The sequence below is a fragment of the Aeromonas sp. genome (assembly GCF_051657805.1).
In the GTDB taxonomy this organism is placed as follows: domain Bacteria; phylum Pseudomonadota; class Gammaproteobacteria; order Enterobacterales; family Aeromonadaceae; genus Aeromonas.
Genome location: NZ_JBOFLJ010000003.1, coordinates 180,190 through 203,034 on the forward strand (window position 1 = coordinate 180,190; position 22,845 = coordinate 203,034).

General features: G+C 60.7%; 22 protein-coding genes, 4 tRNA genes and 1 riboswitch. Of the genes, 9 read left to right on the forward strand and 17 right to left on the reverse strand.

What is annotated here, in order from left to right; genetic code table 11:
• Positions 1–135: 135 nt before the first annotated feature.
• The 4 genes from ACRCYW_RS01145 to katG all read left to right on the forward strand — a co-directional run bounded on the left by ACRCYW_RS01145 (position 136) and on the right by katG (position 3,204).
• A tRNA-Pro gene (locus ACRCYW_RS01145) sits at positions 136–212 on the forward strand.
• A gap of 35 nt (positions 213–247) precedes the next feature.
• Positions 248–324 (forward strand) — tRNA-Arg (locus ACRCYW_RS01150).
• A 47-nt stretch (positions 325–371) separates the two neighbouring features.
• Positions 372–447 (forward strand) — tRNA-His (locus ACRCYW_RS01155).
• 594 nt (positions 448–1,041) lie between these two features.
• Complete coding sequence (katG, locus tag ACRCYW_RS01160) at positions 1,042–3,204, forward strand: catalase/peroxidase HPI (protein WP_438548354.1); 2,163 nt, start codon at positions 1,042–1,044, stop codon at positions 3,202–3,204.
• A 278-nt stretch (positions 3,205–3,482) separates the two neighbouring features.
• Here katG and ACRCYW_RS01165 read toward each other — a convergent pair whose 3' ends face one another.
• From ACRCYW_RS01165 to ACRCYW_RS01190, 6 genes are all read right to left on the reverse strand, one after another.
• Complete coding sequence (locus tag ACRCYW_RS01165) at positions 3,483–4,916, reverse strand: 6-phospho-beta-glucosidase (RefSeq protein ID WP_438548355.1); 1,434 nt, start codon at positions 4,914–4,916, stop codon at positions 3,483–3,485.
• Positions 4,917–4,929: 13 nt separating this feature from the next.
• A complete protein-coding gene (locus ACRCYW_RS01170) occupies positions 4,930–6,438 on the reverse strand; it encodes a PTS transporter subunit EIIC (RefSeq protein WP_438548356.1) in 1,509 nt (502 codons plus the stop codon).
• Between the two features lie 120 nt (positions 6,439–6,558).
• Entirely contained in the window at positions 6,559–7,317 is a 759-nt protein-coding gene (locus tag ACRCYW_RS01175) for a MurR/RpiR family transcriptional regulator (RefSeq protein ID WP_438548357.1), read from the reverse strand.
• Positions 7,318–7,572: 255 nt separating this feature from the next.
• A complete protein-coding gene (locus ACRCYW_RS01180) occupies positions 7,573–7,707 on the reverse strand; it encodes a hypothetical protein (protein WP_438548358.1) in 135 nt (44 codons plus the stop codon).
• 150 nt (positions 7,708–7,857) lie between these two features.
• Positions 7,858–8,622, reverse strand: coding sequence for a DeoR/GlpR family DNA-binding transcription regulator (locus ACRCYW_RS01185; protein WP_438548359.1), 765 nt, complete (start codon positions 8,620–8,622; stop codon positions 7,858–7,860).
• 44 nt (positions 8,623–8,666) lie between these two features.
• Positions 8,667–9,473: an HAD family hydrolase gene (locus ACRCYW_RS01190; RefSeq protein WP_438548360.1), complete on the reverse strand. Its 807-nt coding sequence runs from the start codon at positions 9,471–9,473 to the stop codon at positions 8,667–8,669.
• 166 nt (positions 9,474–9,639) lie between these two features.
• On the opposite strand from ACRCYW_RS01190, the gene ACRCYW_RS01195 reads away from it, so the two are divergent.
• Together ACRCYW_RS01195 and ACRCYW_RS01200 are read left to right on the forward strand one after the other, a co-directional pair.
• Positions 9,640–10,827, forward strand: coding sequence for an MFS transporter (locus ACRCYW_RS01195; protein ID WP_438548361.1), 1,188 nt, complete (start codon positions 9,640–9,642; stop codon positions 10,825–10,827).
• Complete coding sequence (locus ACRCYW_RS01200) at positions 10,824–11,339, forward strand: phosphoribosyltransferase (protein ID WP_438548362.1); 516 nt, start codon at positions 10,824–10,826, stop codon at positions 11,337–11,339. Before ACRCYW_RS01195 ends, ACRCYW_RS01200 begins: the two co-directional genes overlap by 4 nt.
• 421 nt (positions 11,340–11,760) lie before the next feature.
• On the opposite strand, the gene ACRCYW_RS01205 is transcribed toward ACRCYW_RS01200, so the two are convergent.
• Both ACRCYW_RS01205 and ACRCYW_RS01210 read right to left on the reverse strand, forming a co-directional pair.
• Positions 11,761–11,848: transfer RNA gene (locus ACRCYW_RS01205), tRNA-Ser, on the reverse strand.
• Between the two features lie 158 nt (positions 11,849–12,006).
• A complete protein-coding gene (locus tag ACRCYW_RS01210) occupies positions 12,007–12,462 on the reverse strand; it encodes a YbjN domain-containing protein (protein ID WP_349917995.1) in 456 nt (151 codons plus the stop codon).
• A 158-nt stretch (positions 12,463–12,620) separates the two neighbouring features.
• Here ACRCYW_RS01210 and ACRCYW_RS01215 point away from each other — a divergent pair, with 158 nt between their 5' ends.
• Positions 12,621–13,958 carry a flavohemoglobin expression-modulating QEGLA motif protein gene (locus ACRCYW_RS01215; protein WP_438548363.1) on the forward strand — a complete coding sequence of 446 codons (1,338 nt, stop codon included), beginning with the start codon at positions 12,621–12,623 and terminating at the stop codon, positions 13,956–13,958.
• A gap of 68 nt (positions 13,959–14,026) precedes the next feature.
• Here ACRCYW_RS01215 and ACRCYW_RS01220 read toward each other — a convergent pair whose 3' ends face one another.
• Both ACRCYW_RS01220 and ACRCYW_RS01225 read right to left on the reverse strand, forming a co-directional pair.
• Positions 14,027–14,608: a thymidine kinase gene (locus ACRCYW_RS01220; protein ID WP_438548364.1), complete on the reverse strand. Its 582-nt coding sequence runs from the start codon at positions 14,606–14,608 to the stop codon at positions 14,027–14,029.
• 100 nt (positions 14,609–14,708) lie between these two features.
• Positions 14,709–16,289, reverse strand: a complete 1,581-nt coding sequence (locus tag ACRCYW_RS01225) for a Na+/H+ antiporter NhaC family protein (protein ID WP_438548365.1) — start codon at positions 16,287–16,289, stop codon at positions 14,709–14,711.
• Between the two features lie 86 nt (positions 16,290–16,375).
• Positions 16,376–16,547: riboswitch (Lysine riboswitch) on the reverse strand.
• 319 nt (positions 16,548–16,866) lie between these two features.
• Here ACRCYW_RS01225 and ACRCYW_RS01230 point away from each other — a divergent pair.
• Positions 16,867–17,274, forward strand: coding sequence for an H-NS family histone-like protein (locus ACRCYW_RS01230; protein WP_438548366.1), 408 nt, complete (start codon positions 16,867–16,869; stop codon positions 17,272–17,274).
• A 70-nt stretch (positions 17,275–17,344) separates the two neighbouring features.
• Here the strand turns inward: ACRCYW_RS01230 and ACRCYW_RS01235 are convergent, their stop codons facing one another.
• Genes ACRCYW_RS01235 through ACRCYW_RS01255 form a run of 5 tightly spaced genes read right to left on the reverse strand, consistent with a single transcriptional unit; the run spans position 17,345 to position 20,268 of the window.
• The gene (locus tag ACRCYW_RS01235; protein WP_438548367.1) at positions 17,345–17,908 is read right to left on the reverse strand and encodes a cob(I)yrinic acid a,c-diamide adenosyltransferase; all 564 of its coding nucleotides are present in this window, start codon (positions 17,906–17,908) and stop codon (positions 17,345–17,347) included.
• Positions 17,905–18,135: a DUF3820 family protein gene (locus tag ACRCYW_RS01240; RefSeq protein WP_438548368.1), complete on the reverse strand. Its 231-nt coding sequence runs from the start codon at positions 18,133–18,135 to the stop codon at positions 17,905–17,907. The genes ACRCYW_RS01235 and ACRCYW_RS01240 overlap by 4 nt, the downstream gene beginning before the upstream one ends.
• A 1-nt stretch (position 18,136) precedes the next feature.
• On the reverse strand, positions 18,137–18,808 hold the full coding sequence (gene queE / locus ACRCYW_RS01245; RefSeq protein ID WP_438548369.1) for a 7-carboxy-7-deazaguanine synthase QueE: 672 nt from the start codon (positions 18,806–18,808) through the stop codon (positions 18,137–18,139).
• 55 nt (positions 18,809–18,863) lie between these two features.
• Positions 18,864–19,553 carry a 7-cyano-7-deazaguanine synthase QueC gene (gene queC / locus ACRCYW_RS01250; RefSeq protein ID WP_438548370.1) on the reverse strand — a complete coding sequence of 230 codons (690 nt, stop codon included), beginning with the start codon at positions 19,551–19,553 and terminating at the stop codon, positions 18,864–18,866.
• 46 nt (positions 19,554–19,599) lie between these two features.
• Entirely contained in the window at positions 19,600–20,268 is a 669-nt protein-coding gene (locus ACRCYW_RS01255; RefSeq protein ID WP_438548371.1) for a tRNA-uridine aminocarboxypropyltransferase, read from the reverse strand.
• Between ACRCYW_RS01255 and rrtA the strand changes: the two genes are divergently transcribed.
• Complete coding sequence (gene rrtA / locus ACRCYW_RS01260; protein ID WP_438548372.1) at positions 20,219–20,797, forward strand: rhombosortase; 579 nt, start codon at positions 20,219–20,221, stop codon at positions 20,795–20,797. The two genes, ACRCYW_RS01255 and rrtA, sit on opposite strands and share 50 nt — an antisense overlap.
• A gap of 86 nt (positions 20,798–20,883) precedes the next feature.
• On the opposite strand, the gene pyrF is transcribed toward rrtA, so the two are convergent.
• Positions 20,884–21,582, reverse strand: a complete 699-nt coding sequence (gene pyrF, locus ACRCYW_RS01265) for an orotidine-5'-phosphate decarboxylase (protein ID WP_438548373.1) — start codon at positions 21,580–21,582, stop codon at positions 20,884–20,886.
• 90 nt (positions 21,583–21,672) lie between these two features.
• A complete protein-coding gene (gene lapB / locus ACRCYW_RS01270; protein ID WP_438548374.1) occupies positions 21,673–22,842 on the reverse strand; it encodes a lipopolysaccharide assembly protein LapB in 1,170 nt (389 codons plus the stop codon).
• Positions 22,843–22,845 lie beyond the last annotated feature (3 nt).

The window sequence follows — 22,845 nt, forward strand, 5'->3', positions numbered from 1 at the left end:
AATAAGTAGGCATTTGAATTTACTGGCGGAAAAAGTCGTTGACGCTGCGTTTGCCGCTTGGGTATGATGCCCGCCCGTTGCCCAGTGGTGCCGCGCTCGGTATGCTGGCAAGCGGGTAGAGGCAGTAAAAAGTCTCGGTGATTAGCGCAGCCCGGTAGCACATCTGGTTTGGGACCAGAGGGTCAAAGGTTCGAATCCTTTATCACCGACCAGGTTCATCGTGGAGTGCGATACTCTTCGATACAAAGCGCCCTTAGCTCAGTCGGATAGAGCAACGGCCTTCTAAGCCGTGGGTCGCAGGTTCGAATCCTGCAGGGCGCGCCATTAATGCAGCGGCTTTGACGAGCGCGCATTGACGGCAGATTTCAGTGGTGGCTGTAGCTCAGTTGGTAGAGTCCCGGATTGTGATTCCGGTTGTCGTGGGTTCGAGCCCCATCAGCCACCCCATTATTCCCCGATGTGCCTTGTGCCTTCGGGTGACGCCACAAGATGGCGTACATCAGACCGGCCTAGTGCCGGTTTTTTGTTGCCTGTTTTCTCCCGCCTCTTCTCCCTTTGTTGCTCACACGGCAACCCCCTTGCTCCCCTTCCCCCTCCCAGGGCTGATCCCGGCTATGTCCCTGGCGGCTGCCCATCCTCGCCGCCCATCGGGATCACAGAAACGGCCCAAGGGGCTGCCCTTATCGAAATTTCTCTCCCGACAATGACTTGGCGCAAATTTTGGCATCGGATGTCGTGATACTGATGAAAAACTAAATAATTCTCGCCTGCGCATCATACTGACTGCTGTCGGCTCCTCTGCTCGACCCACTCGCTATGCCGCATGGGATGCTATCGTAAATGGATTGTTAATTTAGATGGGTGCAATCCATTCTTTCGTGCCACAGGTGGCGCATCATTAAACAAGCCGATGAAATAGAACCCTTTATTAAGAGAAGCCCAACTGCAATACGACAAGCAATGTCAAACAGGCTGACCGAGCAACATGGAACTGTCTTCCATACTCGTGAGCGTTGCCAGCCATAGCAAGGAGAGATTGAGATGAGTGAAGAAAGCAAATGCCCCTTCAACCACACCGCCGGCGTCGGCAGAACCAACCGCGACTGGTGGCCCAATCAGTTGAGACTGGATCTGCTGCACCAGCACTCCGACAGCTCAGACCCCATGGACAAAGACTTCGACTACGCCAAGGCATTTGCGAGTCTTGACTACAAGGCGCTCAAGAAGGATCTGGTCAAACTGATGACCGACTCTCAAGAGTGGTGGCCGGCGGACTTCGGCCACTACGGGCCCCAGTTCATCCGCATGGCCTGGCACGCCGCCGGTACCTATCGCACCACGGACGGCCGTGGTGGCGGTGGTCGCGGCCAGCAACGCTTCGCCCCCCTCAACAGCTGGCCGGACAACGTCAACATCGACAAGTCCCGCCGCCTGCTCTGGCCCATCAAGCAGAAATACGGCAACAAGATCTCCTGGGCCGATCTGCTGATCCTCGCCGGCAACGTCGCGCTGGAATCCATGGGGTTCCGCACCTTCGGGTTCGGCGGCGGCCGACCGGATGTGTGGGAGCCGGATCAGGACGTCAACTGGGGGGATGAGATCGCCTGGCTCGGGGTCGACCCGGATCGGGTCAAGGGGGATCGCGAGCTGACTGCCCCCTTCGGCGCCACCCACATGGGCCTGATCTACGTCAACCCGGAGGGACCGAACGCCAGCGGCGACTACATGGAGGCGGCCAAGGACATCCGTTCCACCTTCGGTCGCATGGCCATGAATGACGAGGAGACCGTCGCCCTCATCGCCGGCGGTCACACCTTCGGCAAGGCCCACGGCGCCGCACCGGAATCCCACAAGGGCCCGGAACCGGAAGCCGCCCCGCTCGAAGCCCAGGGCCTCGGCTGGATGAGCAACTACGGCAGCGGCCACGGCAAGGACACCGTCTCGAGCGGCCTCGAGGTGACTTGGACCAAGACCCCGGCCCTCTGGAGCAACAACTTCTTCGAGAACCTGTTCAAGTACGAATGGGAACTGACCAAGTCCCCGGCCGGTGCCAAGCAGTGGGTCGCAAAAGATGCCCCGGAGATCATTCCGGACGCCCACATCCCCGGCAAGTTCCACAAGCCGACCATGCTGACCACGGACCTGACCCTGAGGTTTGACCCCGAGTTTGGCAAGATCTCCCGCCACTTCTACGAAGACCCGCAAGCCTTCGCCGATGCCTTCGCCCGCGCCTGGTTCAAGCTGACCCACCGCGACATGGGCCCGGTAGCCCGCTACCTGGGGCCGGAAGTGCCGAAAGAGGAGCTGATCTGGCAAGACCCTATCCCCGCGGTCGATCACCCCCTGGTCGGAGACAAGGACGTGGCCGCCCTCAAGGAGAAGATCCAGGCCTCCTCCCTCTCTGTCTCCGAGCTGGTCTCCACCGCCTGGGCGGCGGCCTCCAGCTTCCGTGGCTCCGACAAGCGCGGCGGCGCCAACGGTGCCCGCATCCGCCTCGCCCCGCAAAAGGACTGGGCGGTCAACCAGCCCGCCCAACTCGCCAAGGTGCTCAAGGCGCTGGAAGCCATCCAGACCGAGTTCAACAAGGGTGGCAAGAAGGTCTCCCTGGCCGATCTCATCGTGCTGGCCGGTGGCGTCGGGGTAGAGCAAGCCGCGAAGAAGGCGGGGGTCACCGTGACCGTGCCCTTCGCGCCGGGCCGGATGGATGCCTCCCAGGCCCAGACCGACGTCGAAGCCTTCGCCGTGCTGGAACCCCTGGCCGACGGCTTCCGCAACTACGGCGGTGAGTGCGCCGCCTTCGCGGAATCCATGCTGATCGACAAGGCGCAGTTGCTGACCCTGAGTGCCCCGGAGATGACGGTGCTGGTGGGTGGCATGCGGGTGCTCGGCACCAACGCAGGGGGGCAGCACGGAGTGCTGACCGCGACCCCGGGCACCCTCTCCAACGACTTCTTCGTCAACCTGCTCGACATGGGCACCGAGTGGAAGCCGGCGGCGGACAAGGGGGTCTACACCGGCCATGATCGCAAGAGCGGCAAGGCCAAGTGGACGGGTACCCGGGTCGACCTGGTGTTTGGCTCCAACTCCCAGCTGCGAGCGATCGCCGAGGTGTACGCCAGCGCGGATGCCAAGGAGAAGTTCGTGAAGGACTTCGTCAGAGCCTGGACCAAGGTGATGAACCTGGATCGCTTCGACCTCGCCTAAGGCGTTCATAACCAGCGCCCCGCCCCGGTAACCCGGGGCGGGGCTTTTTTTTGCCGCCTCTTTGGTCACTTCGTCTATGCCCTCCCCACCTCTCACCACATGGGCAGCCTTCTCTGTTGCCAGATTCGAACCGGCGCCGGGAGTCGTCACACCACGGGACACATCGGTTTCTCATGCTGCCTCACCATAAAAAAACCGCCACCATCCCACGGCGAGATGATGACGGTTGATGAAAATGGGCAATGTAAATCAGCTAATCAGCATATATGGCTGGCAGATCAGAGCGTCTCGCCGTTGCTGGCGATGACCTGGCGATACCAGTCGAAGCTGCGCTTCTTGGTGCGCGCCAGGGTGCCGCTGCCGTCATCGTTCTTATCCACGTGGATAAAGCCGTAACGCTTGCTGTACTCACCCGTGGTGAAGGAGACACAGTCGAGGCAACCCCAGGGGGTATAGCCCATGACGTCCACCCCATCCTCGACGATGGCGAGCTTCATCTGCTCGATATGGGCACGCAAGTAGGCGATGCGGTAGTCGTCGTCTATCTCCCCTCGCTCATCCTTTTGATCCCGCGCCCCGAAGCCGTTCTCGACGATGAAGAGCGGCTTCTCGTAGCGGCCATAGAGCAGGTTCAGGGTGTAACGCAGCCCCACGGGGTCTATCTGCCAACCCCACTCGGAGGCCTGCACATGGGGGTTGGGCACGCTGCCCGCAAACCCGGACAGGGCGGTGCCCGTGCCAGCGCCATCCGCCTTCACCGCGTTGCTCATGTAGTAGCTGAGCCCGATGTAATCGGCGCAGCCCGCCCGCAGGATCGCTTCGTCACCCGGCTCCATGACGATCTGATAGCCCTTGCGCTGCCACTCCATGCGGATATAGGCGGGGTAGTGGCCACGCACGTGCACGTCCCCGAACAGGAAGCGCTCGCGCATGGCGATTTCCGCATACATCACATCGTCCGGGTGGCAGGAGTAGGGATAGAGGGGCACCATGGCCAGCATGCAGCCTATCTGCAAGTCCGGGTTGATGGCGTGCCCCAGGCTGACCACCTTGGCGCTCGCCACGAACTGGTGATGCAGCACCTGGTACATGCACTCCTCCGGGTTCGGCTCCTGGTTGTAGATGACCCCGGAGCAGCAGTAGCCGAACAGGGGCACCTGCCAGTTGCGCTGGTTGTTGATCTCGTTGAAGGTCATCCAGTATTTGACCTTGTGCTGGTAGCGGCGGATCACCACCTCGCTGAAGTGGACGAAAAAATCCACCAGCTTGCGGTGCTTCCAGCCGCCGTATTCCGTTACCAGGTGGTTCGGCATCTCGAAGTGGGAGAGCGTGATGACGGGCTCGATGCCGTGGCGCAGCAACTCGTCGAACATATCGTCATAGAAACGCAGCCCCGCCTCGTTCGGCTCGGCCTCGTCCCCCTTGGGGAAGATGCGCGACCAAGCGATGGAGGTGCGAAAACACTTGAAGCCCATCTCGGCAAAGAGCGCGATGTCGTCCTTGTAGCGGTGGTAGAAATCCACCGCCTCGTGGTTGGCGTAGCGACGGCCTGCCTCAATCTGGTCGGTGATGATGCGCTCCACCCCGTGGGCGCCGCTGGTGAGCACATCGACTATGCTCATCCCCTTGCCGCCCTGATCCCAGCCCCCTTCCACCTGGTGGGCGGCGACCGCCCCCCCCCACAGAAACTCTTTTGGCAATGCGTTGTTCATGACTTGTCGCTCCTTATACGGCTTCGGATTTCAGCGGCTGGGGTCGGCTTATCTCGGCATCGGTCTGGAAACCCGCCAGCCAGGAGAAGATGATGCCCAGGGTAAAGGCGACGCCGATGGAGAGCAGGAAGCCCAGGAACTGCGCCATGTGGCCCTCCTTGAAGAACACCGGCAGCACGGCGATGCCGGGGATGCAGTAACTCCAGGAGACCGCATTGAAAGCCCCCGCCACCGTGCCGCCGATGGCGCCGGCCAGGCAGCCGCAGATGAGGGGGCGCTTGAAGCGCAGGGCGACCCCGTAGATGGCGGGCTCGGTGATGCCAAACAATGCGGTCACGCCGGCCGAGAGGGTCATGCTCTTGAGTTCCGCGTCTTTGGCCTTGAAGTAGACCCCGAACACGGCGCCGGCGATGCCGAACACGGCGGAGGCCTGCAGCCCGGTGAAGGTGTCATAGCCCAGGGTGGCGTAGTTGCCGACCGTCACCGGGGTGATCCCCCAGTGCACGCCCAGGGTCACCAGGGGTGTCCAGACAGCGCCCACCACGAAGCCGGCGATGGCGGGGCTCAGGTGATAGAGGGTGTTGTAGATGCCGCCGATGGCGCCACCGATGAGGTTGCCGATGGGGCCGAAGGCCAGCAGAGTCAGGGGCACCATGATGGCGAGGCAGAACATGGGGGTAAACAGGTTGCGCACCACCACAGGCAGGATACGCTCGAAGAAGCGCTGCACATAGGACATGGCCCACACCATCAGGATGATGGGGATCACGGACGCGGTGTAGCTCAGGTACTGCACCGGCAGGCCGAGGAAGCTGAGGGGTGCGCTGTTGAGGGGCACCCCCACCAGGTTGACGATGGCCTCGTTGATGGCCGGGTTCTCCATCGCCGACTGCATCAGCGCCTGCACAGCCGGATCCGCTGAGTTCGCCAATATGATCCTGTTCGCGGTCAGCATGTTCATGTAATCGGGCGACACCAGGGCGCAGGCGGCGATCACGGCGGTGAAGGGGTTCACGTTGAACTTCTTGGCGGCGGTGAAGGCGACCATCACCGGCAGGAAGGTAAAGCCAGTCCAGGAGACGAAGTTCAGGATGCGGAAGGTGCCGCTGGCGGGGTCCATCCAGCCGATGGCGGCGAAGAAGGAGATGAGCCCCTGCAACACGCCACAGGCGGCCAGCGGATAGAGGAAGGGGGCAAAGATGCTGGAGATGATGTCCATCAGATGGTTCACCATGCCCACCCTGGGAGCGTCGACCACGGCGTTCTCGTCGATCTGCACCAGTTTCTGCACTTCCCGGTAGGCGTCGCCGACGTGATTGCCTATTACCACCTGCAACTGGCCGCTGGACTCGATGACGGTGATGACCCCCTGTACCCGTTTCAGTACCTCCTTGTCGACCTTGGCCATCTCTTTCAGGACAAACCTCAGCCGGGTGGCGCAGTGGGTGACGCTGATCACGTTGCCATCGCCGCCGATCAACTCGACGATCTGTTTCGCCGAATCCGCATAGTTAATTGCCATAATGTTCCTTCCCTGCCATTTATTAATTCATTCTGGGGTTATTTAAATAATGTGTGAGTGGATGGTAGGGAAAGCACTCAACCTTGTCACGGTATAACAAAACGCCAATAATGTTATTTGTTACATTGAAGACACAGCCTGTGACATCTTGGCATTAATGGTGTTTGCCAATTGGCGGCCAATGGACTCGATGATATAAATCACCGGCACCTGGGTGGTAATATCATATTCATTGTCGACGACCACTCTCGCCGCATGATAGGAAATATTGAAGTCCGCCATCCTGGCCAGGGTGGATTTATTATCGCTGGTAATGCTGATGACCTTGCAATGATGCAGCAGGAATTGCTCCGCCAGCTTGATCATCTCCGTCGTCTCCCCCGAGACCGACAGCACTATCACCACCGCCTGCTTGTACATGTCGGTATTGACCGGGTAGTAGGGATCGTCGATGTGGTTGCTGAACTTGCCGATGTTGGAGAAGAAGCGTGCCCCGTAGCGGCCCAGGGTGCCTGAGGTGCCCGCCCCCACGAAGATGACCCGCTCGGCCTCGGCGATCTGCCCGGCCGCGCTCAGGATCAGCGCGTCGAACTCATCGTTGTTGATGCTCTTGAAAAAGGAGAGGAACTCGTTGGCGCCGTGGGGAATGGCGAGTTGGCCGCGCTTCTCGGCGTTCATCTTGAGGTAGGCCTTGAATTCCGCATAACCGCTGTAATTCATTTTTTTGCAAAATCGCAATACAGTGGCCGTCGACACATCACAGGATTCCGCCAATTCCCTGACCGTCATATAAATAACCGTCTGATGATGTTTCATGACATAGTTATAAACTTTAAATTCGAAAGTATTTAAAGTGGAGACCAATTGGTTGTTGAACATTTTACATCACCCGAAGCGCTTGCTTTCCTCAGCAGAGACAATGTCACGCAGTGTAACAAAAACAGAAAAGCGAACGAGTGGAGACCAAACTAAAAGCGGGAAACGTGATGACAGTCACGCTCATACAGCGCCGTATGTCGCCCCAAAGACCCGGTCATTCCCCGGGCCCGGCATATAAGGCGTCAGATGACACATAACTATCCCGGCTCCCGAACGGACTGGGGAAATAACGAATATCAAGGAGGGTGGCATAATTCACCGTGGATCCTCGTCGACGGCCTGGCGCCCCTCCCTCTCCTCTTCCCAGCGATAGAGGGCCAGCAGGGATGCCATGTAGCGCTCCGTTTCGGCGATGAGGCGAGCACCGAGACGCGACCATCCGTTTGGCAAGCCAGGCTCGACCGGATGACTGCCTGCCCCATCATGGCCTGTGGATGACTCCCTGACGGATCGCGCCTCGCTGGATGGTCCCGGGCCGGATTTATCCCTGTTTGATAACCCCATGTCACTCTCCCTCTGTCAGTCCTTTCGTTTGGCGTCTCAACCCGCCGTGATGACGGTGCAGCCGACTGCCTTGAACGCCGCCATCAGGATGGGATCCTGTTGGGTGCAGATGAGGTAGTCCGTCTGTGCCGAACTCAGGAAGGGGTAGGACGCCAGGGATTCAATCTTGTCGTCATTGCACAGCACCGCCAGGGAGCCGGAACGCTCCGCCACCCGGCGCTTGAACTCGCTGTCCTGATAATGGATGGCACTGAAACCGAGATCCGACGACCAGGCGCAAACCCCGAGGAAACAGAGATCGAAGCGAAACTTCTGGATGGACTCGGCCGCCGTGATGTCCACCGCGCCGCCCACCATGGGATCCAGCTCGCCACCCACCAGAATGGTCCTGACATTGCGCCGCTCCAGCAGTCGCACCGCGATGGCCGGGCTATTGGTCACCACCGTCAGATCCAGGTGCTCCGGCATGATGGAGGCCAATAACAAATGCGTGCTGCTCGCATCCAGAAAGATCAGCTGCTTCTCCTTGATGATGCCGAGGGCCGCCAGCGCCAGCCCCTGTTTCTCGGTCACCTTGCTGTTGCTGCGCTCAGTCAGGGTGCCCGTCTGGGGTGACAAGGAGATGGCCCCCCCGTGGATCCGCTTGCACTGCCCGGCATCTGCCAGTTGGCGCAGATCCCGCCTGATGGTCGCCTCCGTGGTGCCGAGCTGATCCGCCAGGCTCGCCGCCATCACCTTGTGATGAGAGGCCAGCAGATCCAGGATCAGCAGCTGCCGCTCCTCCGGTGAATATTTGTCCATGATGATCCTCTGTGGTGATGGCCCTTGCGCCTGCTCGCCGCGCCTCATCGGCCCGATTGCAGCGCGAGCAACCGCAATATGGTGTGCATGACGGCGTCGTCATCGTTCGAGCGGGTGATGAAGTTGGCGGCCGCCTTGGTCTCGTCGCAGCCGTTTCTCATGGCGAAGCTGAGATCGGCGCACGCCATCAGCTCGACATCATTGAGCCCATCCCCGAACACCAGGGTCTCGTGGCGACCGGCACCGACCATCTGCTGCAGCCTGGCCACAGTGGTGCCCTTGTGTACTCCGGCGTTGGCGATGTCGATCCAGTTCTTCTCGGACACGACTATGTAGGCATCGTCATTGAAGGCATCGAGCTCGCCTCTCAGCTCAGGACAGCGACCCTGCTCGTCATAGACGGTGATCTTCACGAAATCGGCACCGATCTCGTGAAAGTCACCGACGGTTTTGACCTTGCTGTAGGAGCGGCGCACCAGCTCTTTCAGGTGGGGCGCAATATCCTCTCTGATGAAGGCAAACTCGGCTGTGCAGGCAATGGTGATGTGCGAGCCCGGCACGCGCGCGAGCTGCGCTATAATGGCCAGCCCCAAGCGATTTTGTAGCAGCGACTGATAAACATAGCGGCCCCGGTGCTTGATGCGGGTGGCGCTGTCCCCCAGGATCCAGAAGTTCGCACTCTCCTCCCCCAGCAGCTCCTCGACCCTGTCCACCTGCTTGCCGGTGCAGGGCGCAAAATGTACCCCCTGTCGCCCCATGGCGGTCACGACATCGCGAAACAGAGTCCGGTTGTAATCGCCCTGACTGTTGAGAAAGGTCCCGTCCATATCCGTAATGATGAGTTTTATCATGCTCTTGCCTCGACGATCCTCTCTATGACGCCGTCATCATATCGTCAAAATGAACACATACAAACAAAAACAAGATCATTTGTGTTCATTTTTGTTTGAGCATGTCATAGCATGATGCCAACCCGGCAGGTGAGCTGCCGCCGCCCCCCATGCTCAGGAGACCATAATGCCATCCCCCCTCTCCCTCAAACGGCCTCACCGCGACAGGCTGGTAACGAGAGCCACCTTCTTCTGTTCGGGCTTCGCCACGGCGGCCTGGGCCTCCATCATCCCCTTCGTCAAGCAGCATGTGCAGTTGAGTGACGGCGCCATGGGCATGATGCTGCTCTGTCTCGGCGGGGGCGCCCTGCTTGGCATGCCCATCGCGGGCATCTGCACCAGCCGATTTGGCTGCAAGCGGACGCTTGTCGGCTCCGTCCTGGCCATGGCCCTGCTGCTGCCCGGCCTGACGCTGGCGGGAGCCCCCACCCTGTTGGCCCTGACCCTGCTGTGTTACGGCATGAGCATTGGCACCACGGGCTGCGCCATGAACATCCATGCCCTCGCCGTCGAGAAGGATGCCCGCAAACCGCTCATGTCCGGCTTTCACGGCTTCTACAGCCTGGGCGGCATGAGCGGCGCCTTCGTCCTCACCCTGTTGCTCAACCTCGGCTTGCCCCCGCTGGGCGCGACCCTGGCCACATCACTCCTCATCCTGGCCTTGCTGACGCTGAGCGCCCCGGGCTACAGAACCGAGCCGCAATCCCACAGCGGGCCCCTGTTCGCCCTGCCAAGGGGCCCCGTCATCCTCATCGGTGTCATCTGTTTCGTCTTCTTCCTGGCCGAAGGGACTGTGCTGGACTGGAGCGGCATCTTCCTCCATGAATATCGCGCCGTACCGGCCAGCGCCGCCGGGCTCGGGATCCTCTTCTTCTCCATCGCCATGACCGGCGGCCGCCTGCTGGGTGACGGCATCGTCGCTCGTTTGGGGGCCAGACGGGTCGTCACTGGTGGTGCCCTCATCGCCATCACGGGCTTCCTGCTCAGTCTCGCGCTGCCAAGCTGGCAGGCGGCGCTACTGGGCTATGCCCTCATCGGCCTGGGCTGCTCCAACATAGTGCCCGTGATGTTTTCGGCGGCCGGTCAGCAGCGGATCATGCCGGGAGCCCTCGCCATCACCGCCGTCTCCACCCTCGGCTATATCGGTGTACTCTCCGGCCCCGCCCTGGTCGGCTTTGGCGCCGAAGCCCTCGATCTGCCTGCGGCCCTCTATGGGGTCACCCTCCTGGTGCTGTTCGCCCTGCTGCTCAGCAGACGGGTACCCCTGACGCCGGCCCCTGCATCTATGTCATCAATCTGTCTGGAGAAATCATGAGAAACCCTATTTTCGGCGAAACGGTATTGAGCAAACAGGATATCGAGCTGGGTGCTCAGGTCGTCGCCAAACGGCTCAACGAACGCTTCAAGGAGGCGGTGGTGGTAACAGTGGTGCCGGGGGGCATGCTGTTCACGGCGGATCTGGTCAGGGGGCTCAAGTTCGATATCGCCATGGATTACATCTCCTGCCCCCACACCCCGGGGGAGCGGCATAACGACTCCCCCATCGTCTTTCACGACAATATCGGCATCAGGGGCAAGGATGTCATCCTGATGGACGATGCCATCGAATCGGGCGGTACCATGAAGCGGCTAGTGGAACATCTGCAAACCTTCTCGCCAGGCTCCCTCTCTATCGCGACCCTGTTCGTCAAACCGGGGCGCATGGCCATCCCCGCCGAACAGTTTTATGCCTATGAAATGGAAAGCGACGAACTGCTGGTGGGTTACGGCCTGCCCTGGGAGCACAAATACAGAAACCTCCCCTCTATCTCCAAGTTGAAGAGATAACGGCGCGGCCAATATGCATCCTCGCGATGCCCAAGTCAGGATCAGCAGCAGAAAACAAAAAACCGACCCTGAGGTCGGCTTTTCAATGTGGCGGGGTCGAGATTGACTCACCCCCTCTCTGGCGCTAGCCCTGTGGGCAGCCTGCGGCTGTCCAGAAGGGTTATCTACCCTTCTGTCGAACCAGGGCCCAAACCGAGCCGACTATCATCGGATAAAACAAAAGGGCCTGTCTTGCGACAGGCCCTCTTATTTTATTTGGCGGTGAGGGAGGGATGATTCGCCACTGCGTGGCTCACGGCCGTCCATCGCGGCGAGCCGCTCTGCTCAAACCCGGCGAGGGTTCTCACCCTCCCTCGGCGGCATCGGAGATGCATGCCGGCTTGAAAAGTAAAAAACCGACCCTGAGGTCGGTTTTTCAATTTGGCGGTGAGGGAGGGATTCGAACCCTCGATACGTTGCCGTATACACACTTTCCAGGCGTGCTCCTTCAGCCACTCGGACACCTCACCAAATTTTGGTCTGTGGTTTAACGTGTTCAGCCAACACGAGTTCACTGCGCTAACGCGCCGGAACGGGGCGTAATTTAGGGGAAAGGGCTGCCTGCGTCAACGGCTTTTTGGCTTGGGCGAACCGTTCGCACATTTAACGCACAACTCAGCCCCTCGACTCAGTGCACGGATTCCGGCGACACCTGAATTTCCGGCAGGTTGAGGAAGCCCAGTCGCTCGCATTCGGAGACCACCTCGTGGGTCGCCGCCGTGGTGCTCTCGACGAACAGCAGGAACTGCTCGACGCTGAGGCCCGCCTTGGTGAAGACGGTGTGGCCCACGATGAGGCGCGGCAGGTTGTCATCGATGATGTCGAGGAACACCTTGAGGGAGGGATATTGCATGTTGAGACGACCCAGCTCGGCCATCAGCGGCAGCAGCGACGAGGGACGCACCTCCAGCTCGGACGAGAACAACAGCCCTTCCTCTTCGACGAAGATCCGGCTCTCCTGAATGCCCTCCACGGATTGCAGGGAGACCAGGTGGATGCCGTGGCACTGATCGCACACATAGTGCTCGATCCGAGCCTGTTGCAGCCAACGCATTATCATTTCAGAGCTGGGGATATTCATCATTTTCACGAACATAATAGGGATCAAGGGGCGCAGTCTAAACCAATTTCCCGGCAACCAAAAGCGCACAAGGAGGATAGCCCTTCGTCTCGCTTCTTTTTGGCAAGGGCTATGCATATACTCAGCCATTCTCGCCCAACACTCGCCCCACAGGGGGCCCGATGACCATCCAAGAAAAGTATCGCCTGCACCTCAAATCCCTCTCCGATGAGCTGCTTGCCCTGCAAAAACCCATCCGTATCCTGGATGCCATCAAGTGGCCCCGTCACCTGCAGACCGAGTTTCTGGCCAAGGGGGGGCGCGAGCTGCCCGCCATCGACGCCGCCTTCTATCAGGGGCTTCCCCTGGACTTCGATCCCCGCAACAAATACCTGGAGCTCAAGGAGCTGAGGGACAGGATCAGGCGCCACCTCGGTCCCCATGACGATCTGGGGCGGATCCTGCAGGAGACGGTGGATCAGTACATGGTGGTCATCGAGATGCTGCGCCAGCGCGGCCAGCCGGAGTTCCAGCGCTACAGCCAGATCCTCTACGGCTCGGCCAGCGACCACCTGAGGGGGGATCGCAAGACGCTCAAGGAGCTGGGTGCCCGCCTGTGCGACATCTTCTCACTGCCCGGCGCCCGCCACCTGGTACGCCCCTACCCCAAGGAGTTCGAGGGGGAAGCGGCGGTGGCCAGGCTGCAGGGCAAGCTGTCCGGGTACTTCGAGGATGGCGCCATCCAGGTCAAACTCAGCGATGGCATCGTCTCGGACGCCGCCGCCGGAGGGGATTACATCAAGCTGAGCTCCCACGCCCGCTTCTCGGAGCTGGACCTGCAGGTGCTGGAGGTGCACGAGGGCTGGGTGCACGTGGGCACCACCCTGAATGGCCGTCAGCAATCCTACGCCACCTGGCTCGGCGCGGGCTCGCCGCGCATCACCGCCTGCCAGGAGGGGCTCGCCGTGCTCATCGAGACCCTCACCTTCAGCTCCTTCCCGGACAGGGCCAAGCGCATCTCGGATCGGGTGATGGCCATCGACATGGCGGAGCGTGGCGCCGACTTCATCGAGGTGTTCCGCCACTTCGTCGAGAAGGGGGCCAGCGAACACGACGCCTACAAGATCACCCAGCGGGTGTTCCGCGGCGGCATGGTGGAGGGTGGCGCCTGCTTTACCAAGGATCTCTCCTACGTGAAGGGCTATGTGGAGACGGTCAACTTCATCCGCAGCGCCGTTCTGGAGGGGGTGCCGGAGATCCTGCCCATGCTGTTCGTCGGCAAGGTGACCCTGGACGACATCCCCGTGCTCTACCAGCACTATCTGGAGGGGCTCATCGACGCGCCGCGCTACCTCCCCCCCATGTTCCGGGATCTCACCGGCCTCTACGTCTGGTTCGGCTTCGCCTCCGGCATGTCCCTCGTCGACATTGGTCGGGTACAGCAGCACTTTCGCCAGCTGTTCCACCGCCTGCCGGTGGCCGACCCCATCATAGCGCCGGTGGATATAGAGATAGACTGAGCCGCACGCGGCCAAAACCAAGAGAAAGGGCGCCCTGTCGGCGCCCTTTTTCACTCAGTCCGGCCCGCTTACTTGAAAGCCTGGCCATCCAGATAGTGCTTGCGGCACAGGGACACATAGCGATCGTTGCCGCCTATCTCCACCTGTTCCCCATCCCGCATCACCTGCCCCGCCTCGTTCACCCGGGAGTTCATGTGCGCCTTGTTGCCGCACCAGCAGATGCTTTTGAGCTCCTCGAACTTGTCCGCGAGACAGAGCAGGTGGTAGGAACCCGGGAACAGCTCGCCGCGAAAGTCGGTCTTGAGGCCGTAGGCGATGACGGGGATATCCTGCTCGTCCACGATGCGGGCCAGCTGATAGACCTGATCCCGGGTCAGGAACTGGGCCTCGTCGACGATGAACACATCGATGTGCTTCTCTGCATGGCGCGCCTTGACCATTTCGAACAGATCACAGTTGTCACTGAACACTTCCACCTTCAGCTCCAACCCGACCCGGGCGCTGATGATCCCCACCCCGAAACGATCGTCGATGGCTGGGGTCATGGCCAGCGGGACCATGCCCCGCTCCAGGTAGTTGAAGTGCGCCTGGATAAGCTGGGTCGACTTGCCCGAGTTCATGGTGGCGAATTTGTAGTGCAGTGAAGCCATGGTGTTGTTCCGAAACTGAATTTATGGGGCGCATGCTAACCAATGCCCCCGCCAAAACCAAGGGGCCCGTGGGCCCCTTGTTCTATTTATGCGACGCCGCTTAGGCGACTGCCAGGGTTCTCTCCTGCCGCGCCTTGCGCAGGTGATAGCTGGAGAAGATGACGAACCAGAGGGCGCTGACGGTGAAGCCTGCCAGCACTGAGTGCATCAGCCCCATCACCAGGTAACCGAGGGCCGCGCCGAAGGCGATGGCCAGGGCATAGGGCAGCTGGGTCATCACGTGATCGATGTGATGGCAACCGGCACCTGTGGCCGAGAGGATGCTGGTGCTGGATATGGGGGAGCTGTGATCGCCGAACACCGAGCCCGCCAGCACGGCGGCCAGCATGGGCAACATCAGGGCCACGTCGCTCGCGGCCGCCATGTCACCGGCCAGCGGCAGCATGATGCCGAAGGTGCCCCAGCTGGTACCGGTGGCAAAGGCCATGGCACAGGAGAGCACGAACACCACGGCGGGCAACACTTCCACCGGCAGGTTGCCGTTGGCCATGGAGGCCAGGTACTTGCCGGTCTCCACGTCACGCACCACGGCGCCTATGGTCCAGGCGAACAGCAGGATGTTGATGGCGGGCAGCATGGCCATCACGCCTTGCGGCGCGGCCTTCATCCAGTTCTTGGCACCCAGCTTGAGGCGCATGGCCAGACCGATGGAGACCACCAGGCTGCACAGGGCGCCATAGACCAGGGAGGAGCCGACGTTGGTGTTCTCGAACGAGCCGAGCACGCTGAAGGGCTCACCCTTGCCGGCCAGCACGGCGGCGCCGGAGTCGATCATGAAGTAGACGGTGGCCAGGGTCAGGGTCAGGATCGGCAGCACCATGTCGATCATGCCGCCGTTGCTCTCCTCCGGGGACTCCATGTCAAGGCCGATGGGACGGCCCTTGGACTCATCCCACAGCTTGCCCTCCAGGGCCCACTGCTCGTGCTGGCGCATGGATCCGATGTCGAGCTGGAAGGCGATCACCACCAGCACCATGATCAGGGTGAACACGGCGTAGAGGTTCATCGGGATCATCTCGACGAAGGCGGAGATGGGGCTCTGATCCGTCAGACCGTGGGCCGCCATGATGCCCCCCACCAGGGCGATGATGTAGGCGCCCCAGGAGGAGATGGGCATCAGCACGCAGACCGGCGCTGCGGTGGAGTCCAGCAGATAGGCCAGCTTGGCGCGGGAGATCTGGAAGCGATCGGTGACCGGACGGCAGATGGCTCCCACCGACAGGCTGTGGAAGAAGTCATCGATGAAGAAGGCGAACACCATCATGCCGGTGAGGGCCTTGGCCCCCTTGCGGGTCTTGGCGCGCTTGGCGGCCCACTCGGCGAAGGCGCGGGTGGCACCGGAGACGCTCATCAGGCTGATGAGGCCCCCCAGCAGCAGCATGAACAGGATCATGTTGACGTTGTCGCGATTCAGCGCACCGTCGACCCAGAAGATCTTGAGCACTGTGTTCAGCATGTAATGCAGGGATGCGAGGGGGTCAAACTGGTTGAGCAGCAGGCTGCCGGCAACGATACCCACCCCCAGCGACACCAGGACGCGGCGGGTGATGATCGCCAAAGCGACGGCCAACAAGGGGGGAACGATAGACCAACCGGAGTCGGCGTAGTGAACGATGTCCATGATCTCTTTGCACCTAAAGACAACAGGTGGAGATCTACCGAGAGGATAAAGAAACAAAACCCATGGGGAGGTAATACTCCTCAGCCCCTTCAGGTAGCGCTCCATAGTGGATGACTATGGCAGTCCTGCACCTGTTCGATGCAGAACCAGCAACCCGGTATGATGGCCTGGTCACTTCGGCGCCGACTCCTTTCCTCGAGCATCGCAGGCATCACCCTCCGCTCGGCTACTCATAGGCAGCGCGCCTCTACTTAAAGGTATTCGAGGCACATTTTATCGAGGCACGGTGTGATAGCAAGTTTTTTGATTAAAATTCAACGCGAGTGTGGCGAACCTGCACAAAAAGGTAGTCAAATGGTGCGATAAAGCATAAATGGTCGATATTTTCATCTGCCAGAAGCCCATATGGATATGTATCGTCGCAATATATGGCAATCCGCCATCGGCAAATAGATGGGGCTTAATTTACATATCGAATTAATTAATTCAGCAGGCTTGACTTGAGGATGAAGCCGCCTATAAATTAGCGAAAAGCCTGTCTCATTCCCTGAATATTTCTGCTCGCGTGGTAGCCAATATGAATGAATTTCTGAAAGTACTGCTGAATATCCGTAGTCTGCGGGCAACCTGCCGTGAACTGACCCTGGAACAGTTGGAAGAAGGTCTGGAAAAACTCACTGCCATCGTCACCGAACGCCAGCAGGATGAATCCGCCGATCGTCAGGCCCGTGAAGAACATCAGCGCAAGATTGCCGAATATGCCGAAATGCTGAAGGCCGCCGGCATAGATCCCGCCGAATTGGTGGGAACCGTTGCCGTCGATGCTCCCAAGGCTGGTAAAAGCAAGCGCGCCCCCCGCCCCGCCAAATATCGTTACCTCGATGACAACGGCGTGGAAAAAACCTGGACCGGTCAGGGTCGTATGCCCTCCACCATTGCCAAGGCCGTGGCCGAAGGTCAATCCGTGGAATCTTTTGCCATCTGATTCATCGTCACTGGCCCAATAAAAAACCTCGCACTGGCGAGGTTTTTTGTTATCTCGTTTCTGGCCTTGCTTAGCCCCGATCCGCCGCCTTGACCCAGAGCACCTCGGGGGTGCCGGTGCAGACGAGCAGGTATCTCGCCACCGTGAAGAACCAGTCGCTCAGCCGGTTCAGATAAGGCAGAACGGCCGGATTGACCCGCTCCTCACGGCTCAACCCCAATAACAGACGCTCACAGCGACGGGTCAGGGTACGCACCACGTGAGCCTGGGCCGCCGCCCGGGAACCGCTCGGCAAGATGAAATTATGCAGGGCAGGCAATTGGGCGCTATAGGCGTCTATCTGCTGCTCGAGTCGCAATGTCCACTGCTCGCTGACCTGCCACAGTTCGCTATTTTGCGCCTCGCTGGAAAAGGCCAGCTCCCCGCCCAGGTCAAATAACTCCTGCTGCAGCAATATCAGCTCGGCCAGCAGGGCTGTCTCCTGATCGGGTATTTCCGCCATCAGCAGACCTATCTGGGAATTAAGCTCATCGATGGCGCCATAGGTCTCCACACGCCTGTCATCCTTGGGCAACCGGGCACCATCGGCCAATCTGGTGAGTCCCTTGTCCCCCTGCCGGGTATATATTCTCATGGCGACATCCTGTTAATAATGGGAATAATCATGGACTCCAGTCCATTGAGTTTTATCTCGTACGCCAGTGCCAATGATTGGCCCAGTGATCCCGCCGGAAAACCGGTTCTGGCCATCCACACCAGATAGGGCTCCGGAATATCGATGATGCGCCAGCCCCGATATTTTCCGTAAGGCATCTGGGTCGCCAGGGTCAGCAATACCCGCTCGTCCGAGAGATTGTCCATCTTAATCGATATTCAGATATTTGTGGGTCTGGATGGAGAGCCGCCAGTTGCGGGCGATGCAGGTCGCCATGGCGAGCTCGGTGGCCCTCGGCTTCTGGCTAATGGGTTGCAGCGCCACTATCACATCGGTGCGCAGCCGGGCGGTGGCCAGCAGGGCGTCGAGCTCCTCGATATGACGTTCGATCGCCACCGGGTGCTTGATCTCGTTCGCCCGCTCCAGCGCCGACACCAGCACGGGCAGGCCCCCCTTCATCCCGATCTTCGGGGAGACGGTGACCCAGGTCTGTTCGTGGGTCAGGATCTCGCTGGTACCGCTGGTTTCGATCTGCACCTGATAACCCGATGCCAGCAGGGCCCCCGAGAGCTCGTGGAGATCGTAGAGGCAGGGTTCGCCCCCCGTGATGACCACGTGGCGCGCCTTGTAGCCCAGGGCCTCGAAGCTCGCCAGGATCTCGTCCGTGCTCATCTTGCTCCAGCCATCGGACTCGTTGGAACGATCCAGTACCTCGCCTTTGCCTACCTCACGGGCCGGATCCACCACCCAGGTATGATGGGTATCGCACCAGGGGCAGCCCACGGGGCAGCCCTGCAGGCGCACGAAGATGGCGGGCAGGCCGGTGAAGACCCCCTCCCCCTGGATGGTCTGGAAGATTTCGTTGATTGGGTAGTGCATGCTGGTCACGGCTTGTTGCAAAAGGCGCGGATTATACCCCAAACAGGGGCAAGACTCACAATCCGGTTTTCTGGTGCAGGCGGGCCATGACGCCGACCCTGTCCGCCAGATACTGGTTCAGGCCGCGGCTGCGCAGCTCGCAGGCGGGGCAAGTACCACAGCCATCACCGGCAATGCCGTTGTAGCAGGTGAGGGTCTGCTGACGCACTGTCTCCAGGTGACCATAGTGATCCGCCAGGGCCCAGGTCTCGGCCTTGTCGAGCCACATCAGGGGCGTCTCGAAGACGAGGCCGCGATCCAGCCCGAGGGACACAGCCTGGTTGAGGGCCTTGACGAACTCGTCGCGGCAATCCGGGTAACCGGAGAAATCTGTCTCGCATACCCCTGTGATCACGGTCCCCGCCCCCACCTGATAGGCATAGATGGCGGCCAGGGTCAGGAACAGGATGTTGCGGCCCGGCACGAAGGTGTTGGGCAGACCGTTGTCCTGCAGCTCACCGCTGACCGGGATCTCGTCCCGGGTCAGGGCGGAGACAGCGAGTTCCCCCAGCATGGTCACGTCCATCACCTTGTGGGCAGCGATGCCAAAGGATTTGGCCAGACGACGGGCCGTCTCTATCTCCTCCCGGTGGCGCTGGCCATAGTCGAAGGTGATGGCGTGTACTTCGTCATACTTGGCCAGAGCCTGCACCAGGCAGGTGGTGCTGTCCTGACCTCCGCTGAATACCACGACGGCTTTATTCACGTTTCTCACTCCTCTCTCTGTGCTAAATCTGTTCTACATTCTCGGTTCAAGTTCGGCGACCCTGGGCAAAGTCATGCCACTGCCGGTTCAGATGGCTAAAAAGGGTCATCAGCGGGGCGAAGCGCCCGGGGGGCCCTTCCCACTGGCATAACAGATGGTAGCCCGCCTCCAGGGTCGACAGAGCCCCGGGGAACGGCTTCTTGCGAATGGAGTATTGCCCCTCGATCTCCCCTAGCGTGATCCTCGGCAGGGCGAGCAGGGCCGGGTTGCTGTGCAGCATGCGGTACGCCTTGCGCCAGGTGCCATCGAGCAGAATGAAGTGCACGGTCGGCGCGTCATCGGCACTGCACAGCTGCGCCTTCACCTGATCCAGGGTCAAGGCCGTCTCATCCGGCCAGAGCACCACACAGCGCATCTTGGGATCGGCCAGCAGGGCCGCCAGCCAATCGGCATCGGCGAAGCTCTCCCCCACATGGAGGTGGACCCGGGTGAGCGACGCGGCCAGCAAGGCGGCCGTTCCTTTGGGATGGCCGACCTCGGCGGGATGCTGCAGGATATGGACGGGCGCAAGATGGGCAACCCGCTTAACATAATCACACAGGCAGGCTTTGAGGGCTCGGGTACAGCGTGTACAGTATCGGCTCTCTTTGTCGCTGGGCTGTTTCATGTTGTCAGAAAAATCGGGTCTGTTCTGGGTTGTCACGCTGTCGCTCATCACTGCCTTGCTCTTCTTCACAGTACCAAACCACCTGCTCTCCTTCGAGCGCACCCTGATCGCCCAGGGTGAAGGGTGGCGCATCATAACAGGCAATCTGGCCCACACCAACGGATGGCACCTGCTGCTCAACCTGAGCGGGCTGGCGGTGCTCTACAGCCTGTTTCGTGAATACCTGGCGGGCTGGCGCCTGCCCCTGCTGATGCTGCTGCTGTGCACCGCCGTCGGCCTCGGCATCTGGTGGTGGTGCCCCCAGACCCAGTGGTACATGGGACTGTCCGGCGCCCTCCACGGCCTCTTCGTCTGGGGTGCCCTGCAGGATATCCGCTATCGCCGCCACTCCGGCTGGCTGATGCTGCTGGGCATCTTCATCAAGCTCGGGCTGGATTTCTACAGCGCCGGGGAGAGCCCGGTCTCCGCCCTCATCGGTGCCAGGGTCCACATAGAATCCCACCTCATCGGCTCGGTGGCCGGCCTGCTGCTCGGGCTGGTGCCCTGGGGGCTCGGCGCCAGGGCGGTTCACTCCTGACGACCCCGGACGCTCTGGTCAACTGAAATGCAACAGGCCGGATCCATGACCCGGCCTGTTGCATTGATGGGAGGGGTCGCCCTCTCTTAACCGTTCAACTCGGCATTGATGGCACCAAGCACGGCGGCCGGATCGGCGGCTTGCGTGATGGGGCGGCCGATCACCAGATAGTCGGCCCCCGCCGCCATCGCGGCCTTGGGGGTCATCACCCGGCGCTGATCCCCGGCCGCCGAGCCTGCCGGACGGATACCCGGGGTCACCAACTTGAATTCGCTGCCGAGCAAGGCTTTCAGCTCATGGGCCTCCTCGGCGGAGCAAACCACCCCATCCAACCCGGCCGCCTTGGTCAGCGTCGCCAACCGGATCACCTGCTCCGCCGGAGTGGCATCCACCCCCAGGGGGGCCATGTCGGATTGCTCCATGCTGGTCAGCACGGTCACGGCGATGAGCAGGGGCGCCTTGTCCCCATAAGGCGCGAGCGCCTCCTTGGCTGCCCGCATCATGCGCTCGCCGCCACTGGCGTGGACGTTGACCATCCAGACCCCCAGCTCGGCACTGGCGGCCACCGCCTTGGCCACCGTATTGGGGATGTCGTGAAACTTCAGATCCAAGAAGACATCGAACCCCTTGGCCACCAGCTGGCGTACAAACTGGGGACCGAACAGGGTAAACATCTCCTTGCCCACCTTGAGGCGGCATTGGGCAGGCGAGATCTGCTCGATGAAGGCGAAGGCATCGGCTTCGTGCTGATAATCGAGCGCAACCAGTACTTTGGGATCTTGCATGTCACTTCCTATGGCGTGTTGTTATGTCGCAGCCGGCGTGAATATCCCGCCAGCCGGCTTTTGGTATCCGGGCCTTGTCATCAGAGACGGCTATTCCCCATCCAGCCCCCGTATGGGCTTGATGGAGCCCCACTGGCGGCAGGAGGGACACTGCCAGAACAGGGAATGGGTGGCGAAGCCGCACTGGCGACACTTGTGGGTCGATTTGATCTTGATCTGCTCGCCCACCAGCTGCTGCAGCAGCTCCAGGCTCTCCTTGGCGGGCCCCTCCTCGGCGCTCGCCAGCTGGAAGCCGACCAGCTGATAGAAGCCTTTCATGGACGGGTGGCGGCGCAGTTGGCGCAGCACCAGGGCCCGGGCCTGGCTCAGACCATCGCGGGTCTCCACCAGATTCGCCAGGGCCAGGGTCACGCTGACACCGGCATGATCTTCCACCGCCTTTTCAAGCAGCGGGATCAGCTCCTGGCTGCGACCCATCTGCTGGTAGCATTGCAGGAGTTTGGGCATGGCCTCGGAGGCAAAATCCATGTCCTGTTCGAACACCCGCAGCAGCTCCTTGCTGGCATCCTCGTATTTTTCCTCCTCCATCGCGAGATCCGCGAGGCGCAGGCTGGCGCGGGCACAGGCGCCATTGACGCCGAGCGCCTTCTTCAGCTTGGCACGGCCCGCGGCCTTGTCGCCGTCACGCAGAGCGCTCTCTGCCTGTTCGCAATAGAAATGGGAGATGGGGTCGGCCAGCTTCTTGTTGCCCTGGAACTTCTGCAGCCGCACCGCGACCTCGATGGCCTTGTCCCAGTCACGCAGCTGCTGATGAATGACCAGCAACTGGGTCAATGCCGTCTCCTCAAAGTCGCTGTCTTCGCACAGCTCGTTCCAGATGGCTTCGGCTCTATCCAGCAGACCGGCGGCGAGGAAGTCCCGCGCCAGCTCCTGCAGGGCGAGTTGTCGCTGCTCCCGGGTCAGCTCACGGGCGACCAGGTTCTGGTGGATCTTGATGGCACGATCGACCTCGCCGCGCTGGCGAAACAGGTTGCCGAGGGAGAGGTGGGTTTCGATGGTCTCGCTGTCGACTTCCAGCAGCTGGATGAAGAGATCCACCGCCTTGTCCGACTCGTCGGCGAGCAGATAGTTGAGGCCCGCCACGTACTGGCGGGAAAATTGGTTACTCTGTTGCTGGGTGTCCTGGCGAACACTCCTGCGTCCCATGTACCAGCCATAGCCGGCGGCAATCGGCAACAGCAGGAAAAGCAGTTCAAGCATGGA

Excerpts from the sequence above, each read along its gene's own strand:
- katG (WP_438548354.1), top strand. The coding sequence starts at position 1,042 with ATGAGTGAAGAAAGCAAATGCCCCTTCAACCACACCGCCGGCGTCGGC.
- ACRCYW_RS01165 (WP_438548355.1), bottom strand. The coding sequence starts at position 4,916 with ATGAACAACGCATTGCCAAAAGAGTTTCTGTGGGGGGGGGCGGTCGCC.
- ACRCYW_RS01170 (WP_438548356.1), bottom strand. The coding sequence starts at position 6,438 with ATGGCAATTAACTATGCGGATTCGGCGAAACAGATCGTCGAGTTGATC.
- ACRCYW_RS01175 (WP_438548357.1), bottom strand. The coding sequence starts at position 7,317 with ATGTTCAACAACCAATTGGTCTCCACTTTAAATACTTTCGAATTTAAA.
- ACRCYW_RS01185 (WP_438548359.1), bottom strand. The coding sequence starts at position 8,622 with ATGGACAAATATTCACCGGAGGAGCGGCAGCTGCTGATCCTGGATCTG.
- ACRCYW_RS01190 (WP_438548360.1), bottom strand. The coding sequence starts at position 9,473 with ATGATAAAACTCATCATTACGGATATGGACGGGACCTTTCTCAACAGT.
- ACRCYW_RS01195 (WP_438548361.1), top strand. The coding sequence starts at position 9,640 with ATGCCATCCCCCCTCTCCCTCAAACGGCCTCACCGCGACAGGCTGGTA.
- ACRCYW_RS01200 (WP_438548362.1), top strand. The coding sequence starts at position 10,824 with ATGAGAAACCCTATTTTCGGCGAAACGGTATTGAGCAAACAGGATATC.
- ACRCYW_RS01210 (WP_349917995.1), bottom strand. The coding sequence starts at position 12,462 with ATGATGAATATCCCCAGCTCTGAAATGATAATGCGTTGGCTGCAACAG.
- ACRCYW_RS01215 (WP_438548363.1), top strand. The coding sequence starts at position 12,621 with ATGACCATCCAAGAAAAGTATCGCCTGCACCTCAAATCCCTCTCCGAT.
- ACRCYW_RS01220 (WP_438548364.1), bottom strand. The coding sequence starts at position 14,608 with ATGGCTTCACTGCACTACAAATTCGCCACCATGAACTCGGGCAAGTCG.
- ACRCYW_RS01225 (WP_438548365.1), bottom strand. The coding sequence starts at position 16,289 with ATGGACATCGTTCACTACGCCGACTCCGGTTGGTCTATCGTTCCCCCC.
- ACRCYW_RS01230 (WP_438548366.1), top strand. The coding sequence starts at position 16,867 with ATGAATGAATTTCTGAAAGTACTGCTGAATATCCGTAGTCTGCGGGCA.
- ACRCYW_RS01235 (WP_438548367.1), bottom strand. The coding sequence starts at position 17,908 with ATGAGAATATATACCCGGCAGGGGGACAAGGGACTCACCAGATTGGCC.
- ACRCYW_RS01240 (WP_438548368.1), bottom strand. The coding sequence starts at position 18,135 with ATGGACAATCTCTCGGACGAGCGGGTATTGCTGACCCTGGCGACCCAG.
- queE (WP_438548369.1), bottom strand. The coding sequence starts at position 18,808 with ATGCACTACCCAATCAACGAAATCTTCCAGACCATCCAGGGGGAGGGG.
- rrtA (WP_438548372.1), top strand. The coding sequence starts at position 20,219 with ATGTTGTCAGAAAAATCGGGTCTGTTCTGGGTTGTCACGCTGTCGCTC.
- ACRCYW_RS01255 (WP_438548371.1), bottom strand. The coding sequence starts at position 20,268 with ATGAGCGACAGCGTGACAACCCAGAACAGACCCGATTTTTCTGACAAC.
- pyrF (WP_438548373.1), bottom strand. The coding sequence starts at position 21,582 with ATGCAAGATCCCAAAGTACTGGTTGCGCTCGATTATCAGCACGAAGCC.
- lapB (WP_438548374.1), bottom strand. The coding sequence starts at position 22,842 with ATGCTTGAACTGCTTTTCCTGCTGTTGCCGATTGCCGCCGGCTATGGC.